This window comes from Streptomyces sp. NPDC031132 (assembly GCF_055570595.1).
In genome coordinates, this window is the sequence record NZ_JBVIGX010000001.1 from 381,758 (window position 1) to 404,959 (window position 23,202).

Genomic DNA, 23,202 nt, shown 5'->3' on the forward strand with positions numbered 1-23,202 from the left:
GGGGGGGGAGGCGGCAGTGGGGGGGGAAAGATAGGGGGGGGGGGTGTGTGGGTTCGTAGTGTTTTTTTTCGTGTTTGGGTGGGGGGGGGTTATGTGGGTGGGGGGGCCGGCCCCCGACAACGGCGCTGCAGGCGAACGGGGTCCGGGGCTCGCCCCGGTGAACGGGAGAAGGGCGGGGCGGGCAGACGAGCCCCGCGCAGCGGTGCCCACCGGGTGGCCGGCGGTGAAAGGCCCGGCCGGGGCCGGGAAGTGGCCCCGGTGCGCCGGGAAAGACCGGCTCGGGCGGCCCCAGGTCAGGCCGCGGTCGTGACCGGGGCCGGAGTCGGGGCCGGGATGCGGGAGACGCGGAGCCAGGCCGCCGCGGCCTTGAGGGCCGAGCCCGCCGCCAGGCCCCACGCGGCGCCGGCCACGCCGCCCAGCGCGTATCCGCCCAGCAGCAGCGCCACCGAGAGGACCGAGAAGACCACCTGGAGCGACAGCGTCGCCTTCGGGGCCAGCACCCGCAGGGTCAGCAGGGCGCACGTGCCCAGGCCCATCACCGCGTACTGGGCCCCCGTCGCCGGGAGCAGGGCAGAAGCCGCGCCCCACGTGTCGCCCAGCAGCTGCCGGCCCACCCCCGCCGGCAGCGCGTACAGCACCGCCCCCCACCCGGCACCGAGCACCGCCAGCACACCGCCCATCAGCAGCGTCAGCCGGACCACGCCCCGCTTGCCCGAAGCCCGCCCCACCACCGGCGGGCCGAACGCGTTCGCCGAGTTGAACAGCACGTTCAGCGGCCCGAACAGGGTGGTCGCACCCCGCAGCGCACCCACCGCCAGCGGGGTGGCGAACAGCCCGAGGCCCAGCACCGCCAGCTGGCTCGAGCCGTTGCCCACCGCGAACTCGACCACGAAACGCTGCCCCAGGTGCCCGCGCCGCAGGTACGGCCGCAAGTCCGCGGCAGAGCCCCGTACGTACGGACGCAGCAGCCAGAGCCCCAGCGCCAGCGCCGGGAGCGCCGAGACGCCCCACACCAGCACCAGCCGCCCCGCCGAGGCCCCTTCGGGCTGCAGCAGCAGCGCGGCGACGACGCACGCCAGCCGCAGCGCGTCCGCCGCCAGCGCCCGCTCGGGCTTGCGCAGCGCGGAGAAGCAGTACCGCAGCCCGTCCTGGACGAGCACCAGCGGCAGTACGAGGCCCAGCGCGAGGAAGGCGCGGCCGCCGGCCCCGGGCAGGGCGAGGCCCACGACGACCAGCGCCGCGCCCACCGCCGCCGAGGCGGCCGCGGTGAACGCGAGGCCCGAGCGGCACACCGCGCCCAGCCGGTCCTCGTCCTTCTCCAGCACCACCGTCTGGCCGACGTACGCCATGTTCAGCCCGAGGAGCACGCTGAAGGTCACGTACACCATCGAGAAGTCGGCGAAGCCGGACGCCGAGGACAGCCGGGCGGCCAGCACGAGCACCAGGATGTTGGTGGCGCTGGACGCGGCCTGGTCCAGGACCGAGGAGACGGCGGCGAGGCCGCGCCGGCTCATCTGCGGCCCATGCGCACCGTGCGCAGGGCCACCGTGTCCGTGCCGTCGCCCGGGATGTGCTGCTCCGGTTCGGCCTGCCGGTTCGGCTGGTTCGGCTGCCGCGTGAGCGGCTGCGGCTGCGGCGCGGACGGCCGGGCCGCAGCCTGGGCCGGGGCGGCCGCAGCCTTCGACGTGCCGCCGCGGCCCCCGCGGCCGCGCTTCTCGCCCGGCAGCGGCGCGTGCAGCACCGCGCCGAGCACCGTGCCGCCGGCGCCGCTGATCAGCTCGCGGATCCGGGACAGGTCGCTGCGGTGGACGGCGCGCGGGTCGCAGACGACCAGGACCCCGTCGACGCGGTCGACGAGCGCGAGGGCGTCGGCGTACGAGAGCACGGGCGGCGCGAGCACGACGACGGTGGAGTTGGGGGAGTCGGCCTCGGAGATCAGCCGGGTGGCGCGCGGGGAGGTCAGCGCACGGGCCACGTTGCGGACCGGCTCGCCCGGGATCAGGTCGAAGGCGCCGGACTCCCCGGCGTCGACGACGAGCTGGCGCCCGTCGGGCCAGTCGGAGTCGCCGTGCGCGGCGGCGTGCCCGTCGGCTGCCTGGCTGCCGGGCGTCTGGCTCCAGCGCGGCCGGCCGCCCGCGCCGGTCGGCAGCTGGCTGGCCAGCACCGGGGTGCGCAGGTCGGCCTCGATGAGCAGGACGTCCTTGCCGGTCTCCGCGAAGGAGGCGGCCAGGTTCACGGCCGCCGCCGCGGCGGTCTCGCTGCTGCCGCGCGGGGCGACGACGAGCAGCCGGCGCCGGTCGGCGAAGCGGGAGTCGTAGGCGAGCCGGAAGGCCACCGAGCGGAACTCCTCGGCGAGCCGGGGGTCCTCCTCGCCGGCCGCGAGCAGCGGTCCGCCGATGGTCTTGGCCCGCGGCAGGTAGCCGAGCACCGGTGCGCGCAGGGCCCGCGCGACGTCGCCCTCGGAGCGCGGCGCCGGGTCGAAGACGAGCCGCACCCACGCGGCGAGCAGTCCGAGCGCGAGGCCCACGGCCGCGCCGAGCGCGAGCGACATCGGGATGCCCGGGCCGTCGGTGTCGGACGGCGGGGTCGCGGCGCTGGTGACCCGGCCCGGGGTCATGTCGAGGGCCTGGAGCTTGGCGATGTTGCTGTTGAGCGTGTTGACCTTGCTCTGGAGGTCCGTCTTCGAGGAGTACGCGGCGTCGCGCCCCGGACCGGCCGGCATGGCGTTGATCTGCTTGACGAGCTCGTCGAGGTTCTTGGCGACCGGATCGCGCTGCTCCTGGTAGCCCTTGACCATCTTGTCGCGGGTGACGTCGAGGGATTCCTGCCGCTTGAGCAGGTAGGCCTCGGTCATCGCGTTGGCGCGGGTCGCGGCCTCCTTGGGGGAGGACGCGGTGTACGTGAAGCGCAGCACCATCGTCTGCGGCGGGTTGGTCACCTGGAGGCCGCTGCGCAGGCCGGCGAAGTCCTTCGCGGACACGCCGAGCTTCTTCGCGGCCTCGTTGGCTATGGAGGAGCTGAGGGCGACCTGCCGCTCCGAGCCGATGTTGATCGCCTTGTCGGGCGCGAGGCTCGGGTTGAACGGGTCGTCGGTGGGTGCGCGCAGCACGATGTCCGCGGTCGCGACGTAGGTGTCGGCCGTGGAGATGCCGAGGTAGACGCCGCCCAGCAGGCCGATGCCGACACCCGCGCCGAGGAGGCGGCGGTAGCGCAGGAGCTGCTTGAACTGGTCCCTGAGGAGATCCGGTTCGTCCTCCGCCGGGGCCGCTGCAGGGCGGTTCGTCTCGATCACGGCTGCGGACCCCCAAGTGCTTCGTCTATCAGTGCGTCGATGCGGGCCAGGCCCGCGTCACGGCTCAGGTGGGCCGCCACGTGGCGGGGCCCGGCCGCCCCGAGGGCATCCGCGCCCTCGGGGTCCTCGGCGAGGGCCCGTACGGCCTTCAGCAGGGCGTGGGGGTCCTCCGGTGGTACGAGCACCCCTGCGCCCGAGCGTTCCACCTCCTGGGCGGTTCCGCCCTCCGCCGCCACGGAGGCGACGACGGGCCGGCCGGCCTGGAAGTACGAGGTCAGTTTGGACGGCACGCTCATGTCGAGCACGGCCGCGTGCTGCGTCACGGCGAGCACGTCCGCCGCCGCGAGGATATCCGGGAACTCTCCGTCGGCGGCAGGGGGGATGATGTCCAGATTCGGTACGTCGGCCGCGAGGTCGGCGAGGGCCGAGCGCTGGCTGCCGTCGCCCATGAGGACGAAACGGACGCCCGGATCGAGGCGGGCGGCGCCGACGAGCACCTCGAGGCCCTGCTTGAGGCCCATGTTCCCGGAGTGCAGGACGACCGGCTGGCCGGGTGCCCAGCCCAGGTGGCGGCGGGTCTGGCCGCGCGGCCTGGTGGGCTGCGGGACGTGGGACCAGTTGGGGACGAGGCGGATCTTCTTCGGGTCCACGCCCATGCCGACGACCCGGTCCACGAAGGTCTCGTGGATGACGCCGACGAGGGTGGCCCGCTTCAGGGCGTACGCCTCGGCGCGCCCCGCGATCGCGGCCGCCTTGTCGCCGCCGCTGATCCCGCTCTGCGCGGCGGCCGCGCCCATCAGGTCCTGGACGACGGGGATGTACGGGACCTTCCAGCGCGCGGCGAGCCGGGCGGCGACGACGCCGCCGGCCAGGCTGGGCATCTGGGCCATGACCGCGTCCGGGCGCGGCATCCGGGGCGGGGCCACGGTGCCGTGCAGCAGAATCGATCCTTCAAACAGGGCCCGCTTGACGGCGGTCTGGCGGGGCGGCACGGTGTGTGCGCGCCGGTGCACAGTGACCCCCGCGCGCCGTTCCGTGCGCCGGAGCGCCCCCTTGTACTCCGGCTCCAACGACCACGACGGATAGTGCGGCATGCCGGCGAGGACGTGGGTGTCATGGCCGAGACCCGCCCAGTGCTCCGCGATCTGGGTGGCGTACGGCCCAATCCCCGCGTGCTCGGGAGCGTAATTGGTGGAAACCAGCAGTAGGCGCCGGTGACCGGATCTCGACACTGAACGTCCCCTTCTCCCCTGGATGATGCGCTCGTCACCCTATTCGTTCACCGACAGGGTGCGGAACGTGCACGCTATTGTCTGCTAATCCGCCGCACCGGGGGGTGTGGCCGCTGGGGGGTAACTCATGACGGAGCACGACATGTCCGAACTTGGCGCACCTGCGCACAGACCGTACCGAGTCGGGTATGCCCCGGGTGCTTACGATCTGTTCCACATCGGACATCTCAACATCCTTCGGCACGCCCGGAGTCAGTGCGACTACCTGGTGGCCGGGGTGGTCTCCGACGAGATGGCGGAACTGGCCAAGGGCCGGCGCCCGATGATCCCGCTCGTCGAGCGCCTGGAAATCGTCCGCAGCGTGAAATACGTGGACGCCGCGTTCGTCGAAACGGTCCCGGACAAGGTGGAGACCTGGAAGCAGGTCCGCTTCGACGTGATCTTCAAGGGCGACGACTGGCGGGGCACCCCCAAGGGCGACAAGCTGGAGAAGGACTTCGCCGCCGTCGGCGTCGACGTCGTCTACTTCCCCTACACGGTGCACACCTCCAGCACCCAGCTGCGCCGGGCGCTGGACGCGCTGTCCGCACCGCTCAGCGCCGAGCGCCGCTGAGCGGCGCGGAGCCTGGGCGGGCAGGGAACCTCGTCGGGTACGGAAACGCTCAGCGCGCTACGGCGCTGAGCTCCCGGAACCACTTCGCGAGGAACGCCAGCAGGAACAGCGCGGCGACCGCGCCGAGCCCCGCGTACGCCCAGCGGAACAGCCCTCCGCCGCCGAGCACCAGGAACACCAGGCAGAACACCCCGTAGTCCACGGGCAGCAGCGCCACCGCGCGCACGGTCGACGGTGCGGCGGCGGGGCTCCCCGGCGCCGGCTTCGGCTTGAGCTTCTCGGTCAGCAGTCCGCCGAAGAAGGTGACGACCGAGGCGAACTGGAAGCCCAGCGGCACCAGCAGCCAGCCGTCCCCGCCCGTCCCGTACGCCTCCGGGAAGCGGTAGAACGCGATCAGCACGCAGGTGTGCAGGGCGGTCAGCTTGGCGCAGTCCACGACGTGGTCGAGCCACTCGCCCGCGGCGCTGCCGCCCCCGCGCAGCCGGGCCAGCTGCCCGTCGGCGGAGTCGAAGGCGAAGCCGACGGCGAGCGCGGCCCACGCGGCGACGCCCAGCCCCCACGACGGGGCGACGAGCGCGACGGCTGCCACGGCGGCGAAGCTGAAGGCGGCGCTGACCAGTGTCACCTGGTTCGGGGTCAGCCCGAGCGCGTACGATCCGGCGGCCAGGTACCGCCCCGCGGGCCGGTTGACGAACCGCGAATAGAGCGACACCCCCTTCGCCGACTTCTGCGCCCCGCGCAGCTCCCGCAGCGCTGTCCCGACTTTCGCCATGCGTACCCCTGATTTCCTGCGGCGGCACACGTGTACGGGTGCACGTGTGTACGAGGGCACATCATCGCAGGGCGAGTGACGGCTCCCGCTCCGGTTCCCTGCGGACGTCCGGGAGCAGCAGGACGGACAGGTTCGCGGCGGCGCTCAGGACGGCCGCCACCAGCAGCGGCGCCGCGGTCCCGGTGACCCCCGCCAGCGGCGCCGCCACCGCCAGTCCCAGCGGCCGGGCGGCGAAGGAGATCAGGGTGTCGAAGGAGCCGACCCGGCCCAGCGTCTCCAGGGGGATCCGGCGCTGCATCTCCGTCTCCCACAGGGGACTCAGCACGCCCAGGCCGAACATCGCGACGAAGAAGGCCGTCGCCGTCACCGCCACGGGCAGCCGCAGCGCGAGGGCCGTGAGCGGCAGGGCCTGCGCCGAGGCCCCGACGGCCACCCCGTACAGCGGCCGCCGCACGGGCAGCCGGCCGGCGGCCCAGACCCCGACGAGCATGCCGGCGGTGCCCACCTGGGCGATGACCACCCAGGTCGCCGCCCCGCCCAGGCTCTCCACGGCGATCATCGGCCCCAGGGTGAGCAGCAGGCCGGCCGCGAGGTGCCAGACGCCGTGGGCGAGCACATTGGCCAGGAACCAGGGGTGGCGCCGGGTCTCGGACCAGCCGGCCCGCAGCTCGGTGGTGAACCCGGCGCGGGTGCGCACGAGCGGCGCCGGGGCGGTCCGCAGTCCGCCGAGGGTGAGCGCGGAGGCGGCGAACAGCGCGCCGGTCAGCAGGGAGGACCAGCCGGCCCCGAGGACCAGCATCATCGTGCCCGCGGCGGCGGGTCCCGCCATCTGCGCGAGCCCGGTCGCCACCCCGAGCCGGGAGTTGACCCGAAGCCGGCTCTCGGCGGGGACGACCGCGGCGACGAGCGTGCGGGCCGAGGGGTTCCCGAAGGCGACGCCGGCGCCCGTGACCGCGGCCAGGGCCGCGAGTTCGGGGATCCGCACGGGGCCGGTCAGCAGCAGGGCGCCAGTCGCTCCCTGCGCGGCGGCGCGCACCAGGTCGGCGGCCAGGACGACCCGCCGGGCGGGGAAGCGGTCGGCGGCCACGCCCGCCACGGGCAGCAGGAGCAGCATCGGGAGCAGTTCGCTCGCGAGCACGATGCCGAGGTCTCCGGCGGAACCGGTGCGCACGACGGCCAGGGTGAGGGTGGTGGGGATCAGGGCGCTGGCGAAGGCCGCGAAGGTGCGCCCGGCGAGGAGACGCCAGATCGACGAGGTCATGACAGCAGACAATATTTCGCCAGCGAATCATTCGTCAACGAACTATCGAGCCCGGGGTGCGATACTTCCGACCATGGACACGGAGTACGCCGAGGATTCGGTCGACCGGCACATCGCCCGCTGGAGCGGCAAGGTCCCCTTCGACGTGCCCACCGAGGCGGTCATCACGCGGATCCAGCTCCTGGCCAAGCACGTGAAGTACGGCAAGGAACGGGCCCTGGCCGAGACCGGACTGCAGGAGTTCGAGTTCGAGACCATGCACCGGCTCGCCTCCCGCGGCACGCCCTGGCGGGCCCCCTCCGCCGAACTCGCCGCCGAACTGCTCCTCTCCCCGGCCGGGATGACCGGCCGCCTCGACACCCTGGAGAAGTCCGGGCTGGTCCGCCGGGTGCGCGCCTCCGGGGACCGGCGTCGGGTCGACGTGGAGCTGACCGACGACGGCCACCGGCGCTGGACCGAAGCCATGCGCTGGCGCGGCATCGCCGAGGCCGAGATGGTCGACCCCCTCGACGACGGGGAGCGGGCCGCGCTCTCCGCCCTCCTCAAGCGGATGCTGCGGCACGTCGAGGAGAAGCAGGAGAAGTAGCGGCCGCTCCCTCCGCTCCCTCCGCTGCCTCCGCCCCCTCGGCCCGCGCCGCCCGGCCCGCCAGGCCCGCCCCCGTCCTCAGCCCACCACCCTCAGCAGCAGAACCGACCGGGCCGGCACCGTCAGCGTCTCCCCGCCCCGGAACCGGGTGCCGGGAGGCTCCGCCTGGTCCTCCCGCGCGGTGTCCAGTACCAGTTCGTACGCCGCCGCCCACGGCGCACCCGGCAGCACCCACGCCACCGGCCCGTCCCCGGCGTGCAGCAGCGCCAGGAAACTGTCGTCGCTCACCTGCCGCCCCCGCTCGTCGCGCCCCGGGATGTCCCGTCCCGACAGGTACATCCCGAGCGCCGCGGCCGGCGCGTACCAGTCCCGCTCGGTCATCTCCACGCCCGCCGGGGTGAACCAGGCCAGGTCCCGCAGCCCGTCCGCCCCCTGCGGCCGCCCCGAGAAGAACGCCCGCCGGCGCAGCACCGGATGCTCCTGGCGCAGCGCCACCAGTCGCGCGGCCAGCGCGCACAGCTCCCGCCAGGCGGGGTCCTCCAGCAGCGACCAGTCCACCCATCCCGTCTCGTTGTCCTGGCAGTACGCGTTGTTGTTGCCGCCCTGCGTCCGCCCGAACTCGTCCCCGGCCACCAGCATCGGCACCCCGGTGGACAGCAGCAGCGTGGTCAGCAGGTTCCGCAGCTGCCGACGCCGCAGCACGCCGACACGGGCATCGTCCGTCTCACCCTCAGCCCCGCAGTTCCACGAGCGGTTGTCGTTGGTCCCGTCGCGGCCCGCCTCCCCGTTGGCCTCGTTGTGCTTGCGCTCGTACGACACCAGGTCGCGCAGGGTGAAACCGTCGTGCGCCGTCACGAAGTTCACCGAGGCGTAGGGCCGCCGCCCGCCCCACGCGTACAGGTCGCTGGAGCCCGACAGCCGGTACCCGAGGTCCCGTACGTCCGGCAGCGCGCCCCGCCAGAAGTCCCGTACGGCATCGCGGTACCGGTCGTTCCACTCCGTCCACAGCGGCGGGAACGCCCCCACCTGGTAGCCGCCCGAGCCCACGTCCCACGGCTCGGCGATCAGCTTGACCCGCCGCAGCACCGGGTCCTGGGCGATGACCGCGAGGAACGGCGAGAGCATGTCCACGTCGTGCATCGAGCGGGCCAGCGCCGCCGCCAGGTCGAAGCGGAAGCCGTCCACCCCCATCTCCGTGACCCAGTAGCGCAGGGAGTCCGTGATGAGGCGCAACACGTGCGGGCGCCCGGCGTGCAGGGTGTTCCCGCAGCCTGTGTAGTCGGCGTACCGGCGCTGGTCGGACTGGAGCCGGTAGTAGCCCCGGTTGTCGATGCCGCGCAGCGAGAGCGTCGGGCCCAGCTCGCCCGCCTCCGCCGTGTGGTTGTAGACCACGTCGAGGATGACCTCGATCCCGGCCGCGTGCAGGGCCTTGACCATCCGCTTGAACTCGCCGACCTGCTGCCCGGCCGTGCCGGACGAGGAGTAGCCGGCGTGCGGGGCGAAGTACCCGATCGAGTTGTAGCCCCAGTAGTTGCGCAGGCCCCGGCGCAGCAGGTGGTCCTCGTGCGCGAACTGGTGCACCGGCAGCAGTTCGACCGCCGTCACCCCGAGCCCGGTCAGGTGTTCGACCGCCGCCGGATGGGCGAGGCCCGCGTACGTTCCGCGCAGCTCCTCGGGAACACCCGGATGGCCCATCGTGAACCCGCGCACGTGGACCTCGTAGATCACCGAATCGGCCCACGGGGTCTTCGGCCGGACGTCGTCCGCCCAGTCGTCGTCATCGTGGACCACGACCCCCTTGGGGACGTACGGCGCCGAGTCGCGGTCGTCGCGCACGGTGTCCGCGATGTACTGCTGCGGCCAGTCGCGGACGTGCCCGTACACCTCCGGCGGCAGCGTGAAGTCACCGTCGACGGCCCGCGCGTACGGGTCCAGCAGCAGCTTGGCCGGATTGAACCGGGCCCCCGTCCACGGGTCCCAGCGGCCGTGCACCCGGAACCCGTACCGCTGTCCGGGGCGCACACCGGGCAGGAAGCCGTGCCAGATCTCGTGCGTCAGCTCGGTCAGCGCGCAGCGGGTCTCGGCGCCCTCCGCGTCGAAGAGGCACAGCTCCACCGCCTCCGCGCCCTGGGCCCACAGCGCGAAGTTCGTGCCGGCCGTCCCGTCCGGGCCGGTGCGAAAACGCGCTCCGAGCGGGTGCGAGGACCCCGGCCACACCGGCGGCCCCGGGCGCGGGACGGCCCGTAAGGCCGGCTCGAGGTCCCGTGCCACCGCCCCGTTCACCCGGCCGTTGACGTGCGGGACGGGCGGCGCGGCCCCGCCGCTGCGAACCGCGTCCACGGTCTCCACCGCGTCCACGGTCTCCACCGCCACGGCCTCGACCGGATCCAACGACTCCACCGCATCCAATGGATCCAACGGTTCCCATGACTTCACTGACTCCATGGCGGCGGCATCCACCGCCTCGTACTCGGCTGCGCTCGACACTGCCCGCCTCCACGGCTCCTGGGTACCGGCGGGGGTAGGGGAGAGTGCGGCCCCGGCGTCCCGGCCTGGGCCCGCCCCCGTCTGGTCCTTCCCACTGTTCTGCCCGGAGAGATCTGCCCGGAACGTGGCCCGCGCTCACGTTTCCCCCGGAGGGGGCCGGTCGTTGGAGGGAGCGTGACACTTCTGACGAGGCGGGCAGGGGCGGGCTTGGCCGCCGTGGCGGCATGGGCGGCCCTGCTGGGCGGCCTGGCCGGATGCACCGAGGGCGGCGGTTCCCCGGTCGAGATCCAGCTCCCCGGCAAACCCCGGTCGCCCGACGAGGCCATCCGGATCACCCCCGACGACAACGCCAAGGGGGTCCCGGCCGAAGGCCCGCTGACGGTCAGAGTGCCCGAGGGCCGCCTCGAGCGGGTCGTCGTCACCAAGGTCGAGGACGCCCAGGAAGAGCGCGTCCCCGGCTCCATCGCCCCCGACGGCCTCAGCTGGAGCCCCGACCCGGCGGGCGGCAAGCTCGCGCTCGCAGCCAAGTACACCGTGGACGCGGTCGCCCTCGACGGCCACGACCGCCGCCAGGCCCGGCACACCACCTTCACCACCTACGTCCCCGAGGAGCGGTTCATCGGCTACTTCAAGCCCGAGAACCGCTCCACCGTCGGCACCGGCATGATCGTCTCCTTCAACTTCAACCGGTCGATCGAGAACCGCGCCGACGTCGAGCGGGCCATCACCATCACCTCCAAACCCCCGGTGGAGGTCGCGGGCCACTGGTTCGGGCACGAGCGCCTCGACTTCCGGCCCAAGGAGTACTGGAAGCCCGGCACAGAGGTCACCGTCACGATGAACCTGCGGGACGTGCAGGGCGCGCCCGGCTCGTACGGCATCCAGGACAAGGCCGTCACCTTCACCGTCGGCCGCTCCCAGGTCTCCACCGTGGACGCGGAGGCGCACACCATGGAGGTCCGCCGGGACGGGAAGCTCGTCTCCACCCTCCCGATCAGCGCCGGAGCACCCAAGAACACCACCTACAACGGCAAGATGGTGGTGCTGGAGATGTTCGACGTGACCCGGATGAACGGGCAGACCGTCGGCTTCGGCGGCGAGTACGACATCCCCGACGTACCGCACGCCATCAGGCTCACCACCTCCGGGACCTTCCTGCACGGGAACTACTGGGCCAGCCCCGACACCTTCGGCTCCACCAACACCAGCCACGGCTGCGTGGGGCTGCGCGACGACAGGGGCGGCGGTTCGGACACCCCGGCGGGCTGGTTCTTCGACCGGACCCTGGTCGGGGACGTGGTGGAGGTCGTCAACTCGCAGGACAAGACGGTGGCCCCGAACAACGGGCTGGGCGGCTGGAACATGGACTGGGCGCACTGGGTCGCGGGCTCCGCCCTCGGCTGACACACCCGGAACTGGCGGCTCCGCCCGACACGCCGGTCCTTCCCCACTCTTGGGACGGAACGGTGACAAGACCGTTTCTCTTCGTGATCCCCCCGTGTGATTTCCTGTCGACAAGCGCGCGACTGTCCGCGCGCGGGGGACATGGGGAGAACAAGAGTGAACGTGCAGCCGATACGCGGCCGCGCCCGCCGCACCGGCCTGCCGGCCCTCCTGCTCGGAGCGGCACTGCTGCTCACGAGCGCGTGCAGCGGAGGCGGCAACACCGGCGGCGGAGGCGGCGACAACGGTGGGGGCGGCGGGGGCGGCAAGACCGGTACCGAGGCGTCCAAGGCCGTTGTCAGCGTCAAGCCGGACGACGGTGCCAAGGAGGTCGCCACCAGCGGCATCCTGAAGATAACCAGCACCGGCGGCAAGCTCACCACGGTGACCGTCGCCGACACCAAGGGCAACGCCGTCGACGGCAAGCTCGCCGACGACGGCGCGAGCTGGGAGCCCGCCCGCAACCTGGCCGCCGCCACCGAGTACAAGGTGCACGCCGTCGCCAAGGACGAGTCCGGCCGGGAGTCCGCCAAGGACACCACGTTCACCACCCTGACCCCGACCAACACCTTCGTCGGCCACTACACGCCCGAGGACGGGGAGACCGTCGGCGTGGGCATGCCGGTGTCGTTCAACTTCACCCGCGGCATCACCAACACCGAGGCCGTCGAGAAGGCCATCACGGTGACGGCCGAGCCGTCCGTGCCGGTCGAGGGCCACTGGTTCGGCAACGACCGCCTCGACTTCCGCCCCGAGAAGTACTGGGCCGCGGGCACCAAGGTCACCGTGAAGATCGCCCTGGACGGGGTCGAGGGCCGTCCCGGCGTCTACGGCAAGCAGACCCGTACGGTCACCTTCACCATCGGCCGCTCGCAGGTCTCCACGGTCGACGCGAGCGAGCACACGATGCAGGTCGTCCGCGACGGCCAGGTGTTCAAGAACCTCCCGATCACCGCGGGCGCCCCGTCGACGACCACGTACAACGGTCAGATGGTCATCAGCGAGAAGTACAAGGTGACCCGGATGAACGGCGCGACCGTCGGCTTCGGCGGCGAGTACGACATCTCGGACGTCCCGCACGCCATGCGCCTGTCGCAGTCGGGGACCTTCGTCCACGGCAACTACTGGGCCTCCTCGGGCACGTTCGGCTCCGAGAACGTCAGCCACGGCTGCGTGGGCCTCAAGGACGTCCGCGGTGCGGGCGACGGCAACCAGCCCGCCGCGTGGTTCTTCAACGAGTCGCTGATCGGCGACGTCGTCGTCGTGAAGAACTCCAAGGACAAGCAGATCGCCCCGGACAACGGCCTCAACGGCTGGAACATGGACTGGGCGGAGTGGATCAAGTAGTCCCCGCCCGTACGTAGTCGAGTGGCCCGGTGCTGTGACCCACGGCACCGGGCCACTTCACGTTAACCGCGGCTAACCTTCCGCCTATGACCCTCTCTCTCGAAGTCTCCGAAGGCGTCGGCACCCTCCGCCTGGACCGGCCGCCCATGAACGCCCTGGACATCGCCACCCAGGACCGGCTGCGCGAGCTCGCGGTGGAGGCCACCGACCGCGCCGACGTCCGCGCGGTGATCATCTACGGCGGCGAGAAGGTGTTCGCGGCGGGCGCGGACATCAAGGAGATGCAGACGATGGACCACGCGGCGATGGTCGCCCGGTCCCGCGCGCTCCAGGACGCCTTCACGGCCGTGGCGCGGATCCCCAAGCCCGTCGTCGCCGCCGTCACCGGCTACGCCCTGGGCGGCGGCTGCGAGCTCGCGCTGTGCGCCGACTACCGGATCGCCGCCGACAACGCGAAGCTCGGCCAGCCCGAGATCCTGCTCGGCCTGATCCCCGGGGCCGGCGGCACCCAGCGGCTGTCCCGGCTGATCGGCCCGTCCAAGGCCAAGGACCTCATCTTCACCGGCCGCATGGTCAAGGCCGACGAGGCGCTCACGCTCGGGCTCGTGGACCGGGTCGTGCCCGCCGCCGAGGTGTACGAGCAGGCGCACGCCTGGGCCGCCAAGCTCGCCCAGGGCCCGGCGATCGCGCTGCGCGCCGCCAAAGAGTGCGTGGACGCGGGTCTGGAGGCGGACATCGACACCGGCCTGACCATCGAACGCAACTGGTTCGCGGGCCTGTTCGCCACCGAGGACCGCGAGCGCGGCATGCGCAGCTTCGTCGAGGAGGGCCCCGGCAAGGCGAAGTTCCTCTAGTCCTCCCTGGGAGTGGATTAGCCAGGCCTTAAAGCAACCTTAAGGAGCTGTGGAGATCCACTCGGGGTGATCGTCCGGGAGCGGTGTGTCACCGCAGATCAGGGTGGTTTCGCGGGCTTCCGGTTGCCCAACGCATATGACGGGACGCCCCCTTGGAGTCGACCATTCCGGGGGGTGTTTTCCTGCGGAACGGCCCGGACGGGCGTACCGGCCGTCCATGATGGGTTCATGGCGGGCCTGGAGGGTGTGGAACAGCCGCGGCAGCGCAACAGCGCTTCCGCCGTACGGCTGACGGCGGCTCTTGAGGACGAACAGGGTCTCAAGGCGCTGGAGTTGTACGGCAATCCGGCCGAGGCGGAAGTGACGCTCCCGTCCATGCCCGAGTCGGCGAGCACGGCCCGCCGGCTCACCCGGTACGTGGTGATCCGCTTCTGGGGCTTCTCCCCGCAGGTGTCCGAGCACACCGTCCTGCTGGTCTCGGAGCTCGTCGGCAACGCGGTCCGCCACACCGGCGCCCGCTCCTTCGGCTTACGGATGCTGCGGCGGCGCGGCTGGATCCGGGTCGAGGTGCGCGACCCCTCGCGCGGGCTGCCCTGCCTGATGCCGGTCCACGAGATGGACACCACGGGCCGGGGGCTCTTCCTCGTCGACAAGCTCTCGGACCGCTGGGGCGCCGACCTGCTGCCGCGCGGCAAGATCACCTGGTTCGAGATGCGGGTGGCCGACCGCTGACCGGCGCCCCCCCGTGCCCCTCGACCCGTGCCCCTCGACCGGTGCCCCTCGACCGGCGCCGGCCCCTGGAACGTCTGAAGCCCCCGGTCGCCGTGGTGGGGCGTCGTGGGGGCTTCATGAGTCCGCCGAGGATCGAAGGGGGTGTGATCCTCGGCGTGGCGACTTCGCTCGGGTCAATGGGGAAGCCGTGATTCCGACTATGGCAGACGGGCGACCAAACGCCAAAAGTCCTAAGTTGGACATAAGTGTGCAAATGCTAAGAGTTTCCAGCTAAATCCTAGGTGAGGTGGACCACTCGCCTGGTAATCCATGAATAACTATCCACCGGTGTGTGTGATTCGTTGATCGCATACCGGACACTCCCTCGTGCGGGTGCACCGCGGGGAAGGTCCCGAATTGGGTCAATCGTTATCTTCGGGGCCATCCACCCCTTAAATGGGCGGGTGCTCTGCTACCCGGACCGCCGATCCGCCCTCCGCGCCGGCGCGGCGGCCGCCGCCGGCGCCCTCACCGCCGCCTGCGGCTCGGCCCCCTCCGCGCCCCCGGCCAAGGCCGCCCCGGCCACCGGGCCGGCCGCACGCGTCGGCCAGGCGGCCGCGTCCGCGCCGCGCCGGTTCCCCGGGCAGCCCGACGAGATCGGGCACGGTCCGCGCAACCGCCCCCTGGTCGCCCTCACCTTCCACGGCAACGGGGACCCCGCCATCGCCCGGGCCGTACTGGCCGAGGCAGAAAGAGCCGGCGCGCGGGTCACCGTACTGGCCATCGGCAGCTGGCTCGACGCCCACCCGGACATGGCCCGCCGGGTCCTGGACGGCGGCCACGAGCTCGGCAACCACACCCAGCGCCACCTCGCGATCAACGACATGCCCGAGGCGGAGGCCTATGCCGAGATCACCGGCTGCGCCCAGCGGCTCAAGCGGCTCACCGGCTCCATCGGCACCTGGTTCAGGCCCTCCCAGACCCAGTACGCCACCCCCCTCGTCACGAAGCTGGCCCGGAGGGCGGGCTACCCGCACGTCCTGTCGTACGACGTGGACTCCCTCGACTTCACCTCGCCCGGCGCCGCGGCCGTCATCCGCACCGTCACCGGGACGATCCAAGGCGGATCGGTGGTGAGCCTGCACTTCGGCTACGCGGACACGGTCGACGCGATGCCACCCCTCCTCGAAGAACTCGCGCGCCGCAAGCTGCGTGCGGTGACCACCACGGAGCTGCTGACCTCATGACGACCACCCGCCTTCCCCGGAGGGCCACCGTGCTGCTGGCCGGTCTGGTCCTCGCCGCCCTGGCCGGTTGCGGATCGGCCGACAAGGAGCCCGCCGAGGCGCTCGGCTCCGCAGCCCCGGCCCGGCAGCCCGTCAAGGCCGTCCCGGCCGTCCCGCCGGGCCTGGCCGGGATGCCGCCGCTCCTCGACCCGAACGACGTGTACGCGGCCGACCGGCCGAACAACCTCGCCCCGGCGGTGCGGGACTTCCCGTCCCGCGTCTACGTGCCGAACACCACCTCCAACACGGTGTCCGTCATCGACCCGAAGACGTACAAGGTCGTCGACACCATCCCGGTCGGCGTCCAGCCCCAGCACGTGGTGCCGTCCTGGGACATGAAGACCCTGTGGGTCAACAACAACCGCGGCCACACGCTCACGCCGATCAACCCGGCCACGGGCCAGGCCGGCGAGCCCGTCGAGGTGCACGACCCGTACAACCTGTACTTCACGCCGAACGGCAAGTACGCCGTCGTCATGGCCTCCATGGACCGCGAGCTGGTCTTCCGTGATCCGCACACGATGAACCGGGTGAAGACCGTCCCGGTGACCTGCTTCGGCGTCAACCACGCGGACTTCTCCGCCGACGGCCGCTACTTCATCGTGAGCTGCGAGTTCTCCGGCGAGCTCCTCAAGGTCGACACCGAGAAGATGGAGGTCGTCGCCCAGCAGAAGCTGCCCTTCGAGGGTGCGATGCCGCAGGACGTGAAGGTCTCCCCGGACGGGAAGACCTTCTACGTCGCGGACATGATGGCGCACGGCATGTGGGTGCTCAGCGGCGACAAGTTCGACATCCCCAAGCTGCTGCCCACGGGGAAGGGCACCCACGGCCTGTACGTCAGCCGCGACTCCAAGGAGATGTACATCTCCAACCGCGGCGAGGGCAGCATCTCCGTCTTCGACTTCAAGCAGAACAAGCTCACCAAGAAGTGGGAGCTCCCCGACGGCGGCAGCCCCGACATGGGCGGCGTCTCCGCCGACGGCAAGGTGCTGTGGCTGTCGGGCCGCTACAACTCCGAGGTCTACGCGATCGACACGGCGACCGGCGAGCAGCTCGCCAAGATCCCGGTGGGCGGCGGCCCGCACGGCCTGGCCGTCTACCCGCAGCCCGGACGCTACTCGCTCGGCCACACCGGCATCTTCCGCTAGGGGGTGTCCGCAGAGTCCTGCCTGGCCCGCGGCGTCGAGGCCCCCCTGGGCCGCGGAGGTACGGAACGGGCCGGTGTGGCGGTACCCCGGGGGCGTGCACGGCTCCCGGGGCGCCCCTGCGCCCTCGCCCGCGGACGCGGCAGGCGGCCCCGGTGGTCCCGGCCGCCCCGGCCGCCCCGGGGCGCACGACGGCGTGGGCCTGGTTGCCGGGACCTGCGGGAGGAGCGGTGCCCGGCTGCCGCTACCCTTGGCCGGTCAACAAGCACCGAGAAGGGGTGGATCCCAGTGGCTGACATCGAGAGCGCGCGGGCGACGTTCGGCAAGTTCGACGCGGACGGTGACGGCTTCGTCACGGCCGACGAGTACAGCGCGGCCATGAAGGCGATGGGCGACGCGTATGTGACCGGCGCCGTCGCGGACGCCGTGGTCGCGTCCAAGGACACCAACGGCGACGGCCTGCTGAGCTTCGACGAGTTCTGGGCCTCCCTGAACAAGTAAGCCCTGCGCAGCCCCCGCCGCCCCTTTGCCGGGCGGGCGGGGGCTTTGCGCTGCCCCGGCGCGTCCGTCGGGTCAGGAGTCGGCTCCGCCGGGCGGCGGCGCCATGTCCTCGACCTCGGCCAGCGCCTCCTCCAGCCAGCGCAGCCAGAACGTCTCCAGGCCGATGCCGCCGTGCAGCACCAGCCGGCGCAGCCGGTCCTCGTCGGAGTCCCGCTGCGGTGGGAAGTCCTTCTCCTCGATCGCCTCGTAGACCGCCAACTGCCGCCGGTGCAGATCCAGATGGCGCCGCAGCTCCGCGGCCAGCCCGTGCGGGCCCACCACGGCGGCCGCCCGGATCCGCAGCAGCAGCGGATCCCGGATGGCCTTCGGGTCCTGACTCTCGCCGACCCACCGCGCCAGCTCCGCGCTCCCGTCGGCCAGCACCTCGTACTGCTTCTTCTGCCCCCGTACGGGCACCTCGCTGGGCAGCGCCCGGATCAGCCCGGCCTCCTCCAGCCGGCCGAGCTCGCGGTAGATCTGCTGGTGCGTCGCGGACCAGAAGTACCCGATCGACCTGTCGAACCGCCGCGTCAGCTCCAGCCCCGACGAGGGCTTCTCCAGCAGGGCGGTCAGGATGGCATGCGGCAGCGACATGCGGCCATCCTAGGGATGCGGCAGATCGAGGACCGCGATCCCGTCCCCGACGACGATCGCGAGACGACTCCCGCCGGCGTGCAGGGCCGTGACCGGCGAGGGGACGTGGTCCACGCCGTAGGCCCCGTCCCGGTGCGACACGGAAACCCCGGTCCACTCCTTGAGGACGCGGCCCGTGGTGACGTCGATCAGCCGGGGGTGCCGGGTCAGCGAGACGACGCGATCACGCCCGCACGCGACGAGCGTCCCCCAGCCGTCTCCGGCTCCGCCGCCGTTCCTGTGCAGCCAGCGCCGGCCCGCGCAGGACCAGACGCCCAGCTCCTGCGCCTGCAGGGTGGGCTGATCAACGTCGTCACCGAGGTCCTCGGCCGTGGCCGATACGGCGACCCGGTCCGAGTCGAGCCAACACGCGGACCCCACTTCGGCGTCCAGCGCCATCCGCCCGAGCACCACCCCGTCCCGGTCGAGGACGCCCGGATCGGCCAGGGCGGCCTCCAGGTCGTAGACGTCGGCGACGCCGACCGGATGCCACACCCAGCCCGCCACGAGCAGCTTCCGCCCGTCGGGGCTGATGGCCGGCCGTGAGTGGAAGAGGTCGCGGGGCGCGCGGGAACCGGCGGTGAGTCGTTCCCCGGAGGCGGTGTCCTCGATCTGGAGGACGTTGTGCTCGTCCGGGCAGTGCACCAGTACCTCGCGGCCGTCGGGCAGGAGGCCCAGCGCGACGGGGTAGTCGTAGTCCTCGGCGCAGTGGTGGCTCCGGTTCACCTCCCGGACGCGGCGCTCGCCCTCCAGCACCAAGCCCTTCGTGCCGCGCTCCTCGTAGACGACCGAGTAGCGGCCGGAGGGCGAGTGGACGGCGCGGTCGAAGCGGTAAAACGCGGTGTTCCAGGTGCCGGGCTGCTCCGTGCCGTCCGCCTTCCACCGGCGGAACCCGCCCACTGCGTCCACCAGGTCGTCGCCGTCCCACCGCAGGGAACGGGGTTCGCCCGTCGCCTCGAAGATCCGCATGGGGACGGACCTTACTGCCAGGCGGCGAGGGCTTCCGGGGTTTTGGGGCCCGGGGTGTGCGGGGGGAGGAGGGCGTGGGCGCGGAGGAAGGACGTCACCGCCGGGGACCAGGCCTGACGCAGGCCCGCCGAGGCCAGGAGCTCCGGGTCCGACAGGAGAACCTGCGCCGGGCCGACGCGGATGCCCGACGGGGTCAGCACCGCCGCGTCGTCGGCCCAGCGGACCGCCAGGTCGACGTCGTGCGTGGCCATCACCACCGTCGTGCCGGCCGCGCGCAGGCCCGCGAGGACGTCCAGCAGCCGCTCCTGACCGTCCGGGTCCAGGCCCGCCGTCGGCTCGTCGAGGATCAGCACCCGCGGAGCCATCGCCACCGCGCCCGCGATCGCCGCGCGCTTGCGCTGCCCGTACGAGAGCAGGTGCGTCGGGCGGTCCCGCAGCGCCGTGATGTCCAGCGCGGCGAGTGCGGACTCCACCCGGGCCCGGACCTCGTCCACCGTCAGCCCCATGTTCATCGGGCCGAAGGACACGTCCTGTTCCACCGAGGCGGCGAACAGCTGGTCGTCCGGGTCCTGGACCACCAGCTGCACCGACGTGCGCAGCCGGACCAGGCCCGCCCGGTCGTACGACACCGGCGTCCCGTCCAGGCGCAGCGCCCCCGACCCGGGCCGCAGGCCCCCGCTCAGCAGCCGCATCAGCGTGGTCTTGCCGCTGCCGTTGCGGCCCAGCAGGACCAGCGCCCGGCCCTCCGCGATGGCGAAGTCCACGTCGGACAGCACCGCCGGGCCGTCCTCGTACGCGTAGCCCGCGCCGGCCAGTTCCACCAACGGGTTCACAGGTAGAGCCCCTTCAGGGTGAGAGTCAGGGTGATCAGGGCCGCCAGGAGGGCCCCCGACGCCGCCAGGAACCGCCACGACAGGGCCGCCTCGGGTACGAGGACCCGCAGCGCGCCGTCGTAGCCGCGCCCGGCCAGGCCCACCTGGAGGCGCGCCGCGCGGTCGAAGGCCCGTACGAACGAGGTGGCGGCGAGCCCGGCCAGCGAACGCCACACCGCGGCCCGGCCCGACTGCCCCAGGCGGGCCGCCTGGGCCCGCCGGACCTGGGCCATCGAGTCCAGCAGCAGGAAGCCGATGCGGTACATGACCAGGGCCACGTCCACCACCGGCGCCGGGACCCCGGCCCGGACCAGCCGGGGCAGAACGTCCGAGACGGGCGTCGTGAAGGCGAACAGCAGCACCCCGAGGGAGGCCGCCGAGGTCCGCAGCAGCAGCTCCGCGGCATGCCGGGGGCCGTCGGGGGCGAGCGAGACGAGCCCGGCCGGCCCGCCGACGGCCACCAGCAGCGGCAGCGCGCCGGTGACGCAGAAGCCCAGCGGGATCCGGAAGGCCCGCCACAGCTGCCGTCCGGCCACACCGGCCGGGCCGAGCAGCACGGCCAGCGTCGCCGCGGCGACCAGCGGCCCTCCGGGCCAGGGCGGCAGGCACACGGCGGTGATCGTCAGCCCCAGCCCCAGCAGGGCCTTCTCGAGCGGATGGCGGCCGCGCCAGCGGCTGCTGTGCGCGGCCACGTCGATCGGCAGCACCGCCTACGCCTCCGTGGCGGCGGTGTCCGACCGAGCCGCAGCGGTGTCCGACGGAGCCGCAGCGGTGTCCGACGCCGCGGCGGCGGCCGCGGCGGCCGCACCCTGCCGGCGGCCCTTGCGGACGCCGAAGTAGTACGCGAGCACGCCCGCGCCCAGCGCCGCCTGCAGGGCGAACAGCGCCGACTCCACGTCCCCGGAGGGGGGTTCGTACAGCGGCGAGAACCACGGCTCGTAGTCCGGCTTCAGCTCGGTGATCGCCGCTTCAGCCTGCGCGTCGGCGCCGGTGAACGGCTCCTCCTTGCCCTCGCCCAGCCCCAGTGCGAGCGGCAGTACGGCCAGCGCCGCCACCAGGAGCAGCAGCAGGCCGTTGATCTTCGCGTTCCGGCTCATGTTCATCGGACCGCCGCCTTCTGCTCGCCGCCACCGGTCAGCTTCGCGACGCCCAGCCGGACCAGGTCCGACTTGCTCGACTGCATCAGCAGCCGCATCACGAGCACCGTCAGCAGGCCCTCGCTCACCGCGAGCGGGACCTGTGTGACCGCGAAGATGCCCCCGAACTTCGCCAGCGCCCCCAGGAACCCGGTGCCCGGGTCCGGGAAGGCCAGCGCCAGCTGTACGGAGGTCACGCAGTAGGTGACCAGGTCGGCGAAGAAGGCACCGAAGAAGACGCTCACCATCAGCGGGACGTCGAAGCGCTTCAGCAGCAGGTAGACCCCGTACCCCGCCCAGGGCCCGGCGATCGCCATCGAGAAGACGTTCGCGCCGAGGGTGGTCAGGCCGCCGTGCGCCAGCAGCAGCGCCTGGAACAGGAGGGTGATCGTGCCGAGCACCGCCATGATCGGCGGCCGGAACAGGATCGCGCCGAGCCCGGTCCCGGTGGGGTGCGAGCAACTGCCCGTCACCGACGGGATCTTCAGAGCGGACAGGACGAAAGTGAATGCTCCGGACGCCCCGAGCAGCAGCGTGCTCTCCGGGTTGGCCTTCACCTCGCGGGTGAGGGCGCGGACACCGTGGACGACGAAGGGAGCGGACGCGGCGCCCCAGGCGACCGCGTGCAAAGGGGGCAGGAACCCCTCGGCTATATGCATGAGTGGGGAGACCTCTCCAGCACCTCGTGGATGGACAACGCGCCCCGGCCGGTCTCCTGGCTCACGGGTGCTGATGCCCTGACTCCGCCTTCCCGGGCGATGCGGATCCTCCCGCGCCGCCCAGTGGCTTCCCGAAGGAGTGGAGCCGGACTTCCCGTTCACAGTGGCGAGGGCCGCACCGGTTTTCCACCGGTTTCCCGTACACCAAGGCCCGCTGACCCTAGTCGGACGGACGGACCGGTACCAACCCGGCCCGAAGGGGCGCGGCCCGGACAGACGCCCCGAACGGCCGCGGCCCGGTGGCGCCGCCGCCCGCAGACCCCCAGGCTGGCGGCGTGGCCGCCGACTACGACTACTCCGACCTGACCGCCGTCTACGTCAACTGCACCCTCAAACGCTCGCCCGAGACCAGCAACACCGAGGGCCTGATCGGCCGGAGCCGCGCCGTCATGGAGGCGGCCGGCGCCCGGACCTCGCTGATCCGCGCCGTCGACCACGACATCGCCACCGGTGTCTGGCCCGACATGACCGAGCACGGCTGGGAAACCGACCAGTGGCCCGTCCTCTACAGCCAGATCATGGACGCCGACATCCTCGTGCTGTGCGGCCCGATCTGGCTCGGCGACAACAGCTCCGTCATGAAGCAGGTCATCGAGCGGCTCTACGCCTGCTCCTCGATCCTGAACGCGCAGGGCCAGTACGCCTATTACGGCCGGGTCGGCGGCGCACTCGTCACCGGCAACGAGGACGGCGTGAAGCACTGCGCCATGAACATCCTCTACAGCCTCCAGCACCTCGGCTACACCGTCCCGCCGCAGGCCGACGCGGGCTGGATCGGCGAGGCCGGTCCCGGACCCTCGTACCTCGACCCCGGCTCGGGCGGCCCCGAGAACGACTTCACCAACCGGAACACGACCTTCATGTCGTGGAACCTCATGCACCTGGCCGCCCTGCTGAAGCGCTCGGGCGGGATCCCGGCGCACGGCAACCAGCGCTCGGAGTGGGACGCCGGCTGCCGCTTCGACTTCCCCAACCCCGAGCACCGGTAGCCGTCTACGCCCGTACGTCGGCCGGCGCCGACTCCGGCTGCGCCGGCAGGGGCCGGGCGTTCATCCGGCGACGGCAGGCCAGGGCCTCCTCCAGCCGGCCCCGGGCCGGTACGCGTGCACGCAGGACCGGTTCGCCGACGGCGATCCGGGCCGGATGCGGATCCGCCCGGTGACCTGATCCCGTACGAGGCGTGGGGGGGGGGGGGGGGGGGGGGGGGGGGGGGAGGGCGGGACCACCCCACCCTCCCGCGGCCGCCTACGGGCTCACCGCCACCCACCACACCCACACCCCACGAAGAAGACGAGGGAGAGCTA

At 72.5% G+C, this 23,202-nt stretch carries 22 protein-coding genes and 1 riboswitch; of the genes, 10 read left to right on the plus strand and 12 right to left on the minus strand.

Features of this window, described 5'->3' with window-relative positions; genetic code table 11:
- Nucleotides 1-293: 293 nt before the first annotated feature.
- The 3 genes from ACZ49B_RS01725 to ACZ49B_RS01735 are packed head-to-tail and all read right to left on the minus strand — an operon-like array spanning nt 294 to nt 4,494.
- Nucleotides 294-1,514, minus strand: a complete 1,221-nt coding sequence (locus tag ACZ49B_RS01725; RefSeq protein WP_468299425.1) for an MATE family efflux transporter — start codon at nt 1,512-1,514, stop codon at nt 294-296.
- A complete protein-coding gene (locus tag ACZ49B_RS01730) occupies nt 1,511-3,292 on the minus strand; it encodes a lipopolysaccharide biosynthesis protein (protein WP_468299427.1) in 1,782 nt (593 codons plus the stop codon). Before ACZ49B_RS01730 ends, ACZ49B_RS01725 begins: the two co-directional genes overlap by 4 nt.
- The gene (locus tag ACZ49B_RS01735; RefSeq protein WP_468299851.1) at nt 3,289-4,494 is read right to left on the minus strand and encodes a glycosyltransferase family 4 protein; all 1,206 of its coding nucleotides are present in this window, start codon (nt 4,492-4,494) and stop codon (nt 3,289-3,291) included. The genes ACZ49B_RS01730 and ACZ49B_RS01735 overlap by 4 nt, the downstream gene beginning before the upstream one ends.
- Nucleotides 4,495-4,666: 172 nt before the next feature.
- On the opposite strand from ACZ49B_RS01735, the gene ACZ49B_RS01740 reads away from it, so the two are divergent.
- On the plus strand, nt 4,667-5,137 hold the full coding sequence (locus ACZ49B_RS01740) for an FAD synthase family protein (protein WP_468299429.1): 471 nt from the start codon (nt 4,667-4,669) through the stop codon (nt 5,135-5,137).
- Nucleotides 5,138-5,186: 49 nt separating this feature from the next.
- Here ACZ49B_RS01740 and ACZ49B_RS01745 read toward each other — a convergent pair whose 3' ends face one another.
- Both ACZ49B_RS01745 and ACZ49B_RS01750 read right to left on the minus strand, forming a co-directional pair.
- The gene (locus ACZ49B_RS01745; RefSeq protein ID WP_468299431.1) at nt 5,187-5,909 is read right to left on the minus strand and encodes a CDP-alcohol phosphatidyltransferase family protein; all 723 of its coding nucleotides are present in this window, start codon (nt 5,907-5,909) and stop codon (nt 5,187-5,189) included.
- 61 nt (nt 5,910-5,970) lie between these two features.
- A complete protein-coding gene (locus tag ACZ49B_RS01750) occupies nt 5,971-7,170 on the minus strand; it encodes an MFS transporter (protein ID WP_468299433.1) in 1,200 nt (399 codons plus the stop codon).
- 73 nt (nt 7,171-7,243) lie between these two features.
- Between ACZ49B_RS01750 and ACZ49B_RS01755 the strand changes: the two genes are divergently transcribed.
- Entirely contained in the window at nt 7,244-7,756 is a 513-nt protein-coding gene (locus ACZ49B_RS01755) for a MarR family winged helix-turn-helix transcriptional regulator (protein WP_266625274.1), read from the plus strand.
- 78 nt (nt 7,757-7,834) lie between these two features.
- Here ACZ49B_RS01755 and glgX read toward each other — a convergent pair whose 3' ends face one another.
- Nucleotides 7,835-10,243, minus strand: a complete 2,409-nt coding sequence (glgX, locus tag ACZ49B_RS01760) for a glycogen debranching protein GlgX (RefSeq protein ID WP_468299435.1) — start codon at nt 10,241-10,243, stop codon at nt 7,835-7,837.
- A gap of 183 nt (nt 10,244-10,426) precedes the next feature.
- Between glgX and ACZ49B_RS01765 the strand changes: the two genes are divergently transcribed.
- From ACZ49B_RS01765 to ACZ49B_RS01795, 7 genes are all read left to right on the plus strand, one after another.
- Entirely contained in the window at nt 10,427-11,647 is a 1,221-nt protein-coding gene (locus ACZ49B_RS01765; protein WP_468299853.1) for a L,D-transpeptidase, read from the plus strand.
- Nucleotides 11,648-11,788: 141 nt separating this feature from the next.
- The gene (locus tag ACZ49B_RS01770) at nt 11,789-13,033 is read left to right on the plus strand and encodes a L,D-transpeptidase (RefSeq protein WP_468299437.1); all 1,245 of its coding nucleotides are present in this window, start codon (nt 11,789-11,791) and stop codon (nt 13,031-13,033) included.
- 86 nt (nt 13,034-13,119) lie between these two features.
- Complete coding sequence (locus tag ACZ49B_RS01775) at nt 13,120-13,887, plus strand: enoyl-CoA hydratase/isomerase family protein (RefSeq protein WP_266663542.1); 768 nt, start codon at nt 13,120-13,122, stop codon at nt 13,885-13,887.
- Nucleotides 13,888-14,115: 228 nt separating this feature from the next.
- Nucleotides 14,116-14,619 (plus strand): ATP-binding protein, encoded by a 504-nt coding sequence (locus ACZ49B_RS01780; RefSeq protein ID WP_468299439.1) that lies wholly within the window; start codon nt 14,116-14,118, stop codon nt 14,617-14,619.
- Nucleotides 14,620-15,062: 443 nt separating this feature from the next.
- Complete coding sequence (locus tag ACZ49B_RS01785; protein WP_468299441.1) at nt 15,063-15,845, plus strand: polysaccharide deacetylase family protein; 783 nt, start codon at nt 15,063-15,065, stop codon at nt 15,843-15,845.
- The gene (locus ACZ49B_RS01790; RefSeq protein WP_468299443.1) at nt 15,842-17,032 is read left to right on the plus strand and encodes a YncE family protein; all 1,191 of its coding nucleotides are present in this window, start codon (nt 15,842-15,844) and stop codon (nt 17,030-17,032) included. Before ACZ49B_RS01785 ends, ACZ49B_RS01790 begins: the two co-directional genes overlap by 4 nt.
- 285 nt (nt 17,033-17,317) lie before the next feature.
- Nucleotides 17,318-17,530, plus strand: a complete 213-nt coding sequence (locus tag ACZ49B_RS01795) for an EF-hand domain-containing protein (RefSeq protein ID WP_468299445.1) — start codon at nt 17,318-17,320, stop codon at nt 17,528-17,530.
- Between the two features lie 72 nt (nt 17,531-17,602).
- Here the strand turns inward: ACZ49B_RS01795 and ACZ49B_RS01800 are convergent, their stop codons facing one another.
- Genes ACZ49B_RS01800 through ACZ49B_RS01825 form a run of 6 tightly spaced genes read right to left on the minus strand, consistent with a single transcriptional unit; the run spans nt 17,603 to nt 21,838 of the window.
- On the minus strand, nt 17,603-18,163 hold the full coding sequence (locus ACZ49B_RS01800; protein WP_468299447.1) for a PadR family transcriptional regulator: 561 nt from the start codon (nt 18,161-18,163) through the stop codon (nt 17,603-17,605).
- 9 nt (nt 18,164-18,172) lie between these two features.
- Entirely contained in the window at nt 18,173-19,171 is a 999-nt protein-coding gene (locus tag ACZ49B_RS01805; RefSeq protein ID WP_468299449.1) for a hypothetical protein, read from the minus strand.
- Between the two features lie 11 nt (nt 19,172-19,182).
- Nucleotides 19,183-20,004, minus strand: a complete 822-nt coding sequence (locus ACZ49B_RS01810) for an ATP-binding cassette domain-containing protein (protein WP_468299451.1) — start codon at nt 20,002-20,004, stop codon at nt 19,183-19,185.
- A complete protein-coding gene (gene cbiQ / locus ACZ49B_RS01815; RefSeq protein WP_468299453.1) occupies nt 20,001-20,750 on the minus strand; it encodes a cobalt ECF transporter T component CbiQ in 750 nt (249 codons plus the stop codon). The genes ACZ49B_RS01810 and cbiQ overlap by 4 nt, the downstream gene beginning before the upstream one ends.
- A 3-nt stretch (nt 20,751-20,753) precedes the next feature.
- On the minus strand, nt 20,754-21,140 hold the full coding sequence (locus ACZ49B_RS01820; RefSeq protein ID WP_468299855.1) for an energy-coupling factor ABC transporter substrate-binding protein: 387 nt from the start codon (nt 21,138-21,140) through the stop codon (nt 20,754-20,756).
- Nucleotides 21,141-21,142: 2 nt separating this feature from the next.
- Nucleotides 21,143-21,838 carry an energy-coupling factor ABC transporter permease gene (locus ACZ49B_RS01825; RefSeq protein WP_468299455.1) on the minus strand — a complete coding sequence of 232 codons (696 nt, stop codon included), beginning with the start codon at nt 21,836-21,838 and terminating at the stop codon, nt 21,143-21,145.
- Nucleotides 21,839-21,867: 29 nt separating this feature from the next.
- Nucleotides 21,868-22,062, minus strand: a riboswitch (cobalamin riboswitch).
- Between the two features lie 111 nt (nt 22,063-22,173).
- Between ACZ49B_RS01825 and ACZ49B_RS01830 the strand changes: the two genes are divergently transcribed.
- Entirely contained in the window at nt 22,174-22,887 is a 714-nt protein-coding gene (locus tag ACZ49B_RS01830; protein WP_468299457.1) for a flavodoxin family protein, read from the plus strand.
- Nucleotides 22,888-23,202: the final 315 nt, after the last annotated feature.

Excerpts from the sequence above, each read along its gene's own strand:
- ACZ49B_RS01725 (WP_468299425.1), bottom strand. The coding sequence starts at position 1,514 with ATGAGCCGGCGCGGCCTCGCCGCCGTCTCCTCGGTCCTGGACCAGGCC.
- ACZ49B_RS01740 (WP_468299429.1), top strand. The coding sequence starts at position 4,667 with ATGTCCGAACTTGGCGCACCTGCGCACAGACCGTACCGAGTCGGGTAT.
- ACZ49B_RS01745 (WP_468299431.1), bottom strand. The coding sequence starts at position 5,909 with ATGGCGAAAGTCGGGACAGCGCTGCGGGAGCTGCGCGGGGCGCAGAAG.
- ACZ49B_RS01750 (WP_468299433.1), bottom strand. The coding sequence starts at position 7,170 with ATGACCTCGTCGATCTGGCGTCTCCTCGCCGGGCGCACCTTCGCGGCC.
- ACZ49B_RS01755 (WP_266625274.1), top strand. The coding sequence starts at position 7,244 with ATGGACACGGAGTACGCCGAGGATTCGGTCGACCGGCACATCGCCCGC.
- ACZ49B_RS01770 (WP_468299437.1), top strand. The coding sequence starts at position 11,789 with ATGGGGAGAACAAGAGTGAACGTGCAGCCGATACGCGGCCGCGCCCGC.
- ACZ49B_RS01775 (WP_266663542.1), top strand. The coding sequence starts at position 13,120 with ATGACCCTCTCTCTCGAAGTCTCCGAAGGCGTCGGCACCCTCCGCCTG.
- ACZ49B_RS01780 (WP_468299439.1), top strand. The coding sequence starts at position 14,116 with ATGGCGGGCCTGGAGGGTGTGGAACAGCCGCGGCAGCGCAACAGCGCT.
- ACZ49B_RS01790 (WP_468299443.1), top strand. The coding sequence starts at position 15,842 with ATGACGACCACCCGCCTTCCCCGGAGGGCCACCGTGCTGCTGGCCGGT.
- ACZ49B_RS01800 (WP_468299447.1), bottom strand. The coding sequence starts at position 18,163 with ATGTCGCTGCCGCATGCCATCCTGACCGCCCTGCTGGAGAAGCCCTCG.
- ACZ49B_RS01805 (WP_468299449.1), bottom strand. The coding sequence starts at position 19,171 with ATGCGGATCTTCGAGGCGACGGGCGAACCCCGTTCCCTGCGGTGGGAC.
- ACZ49B_RS01820 (WP_468299855.1), bottom strand. The coding sequence starts at position 21,140 with ATGAGCCGGAACGCGAAGATCAACGGCCTGCTGCTGCTCCTGGTGGCG.
- ACZ49B_RS01825 (WP_468299455.1), bottom strand. The coding sequence starts at position 21,838 with ATGCATATAGCCGAGGGGTTCCTGCCCCCTTTGCACGCGGTCGCCTGG.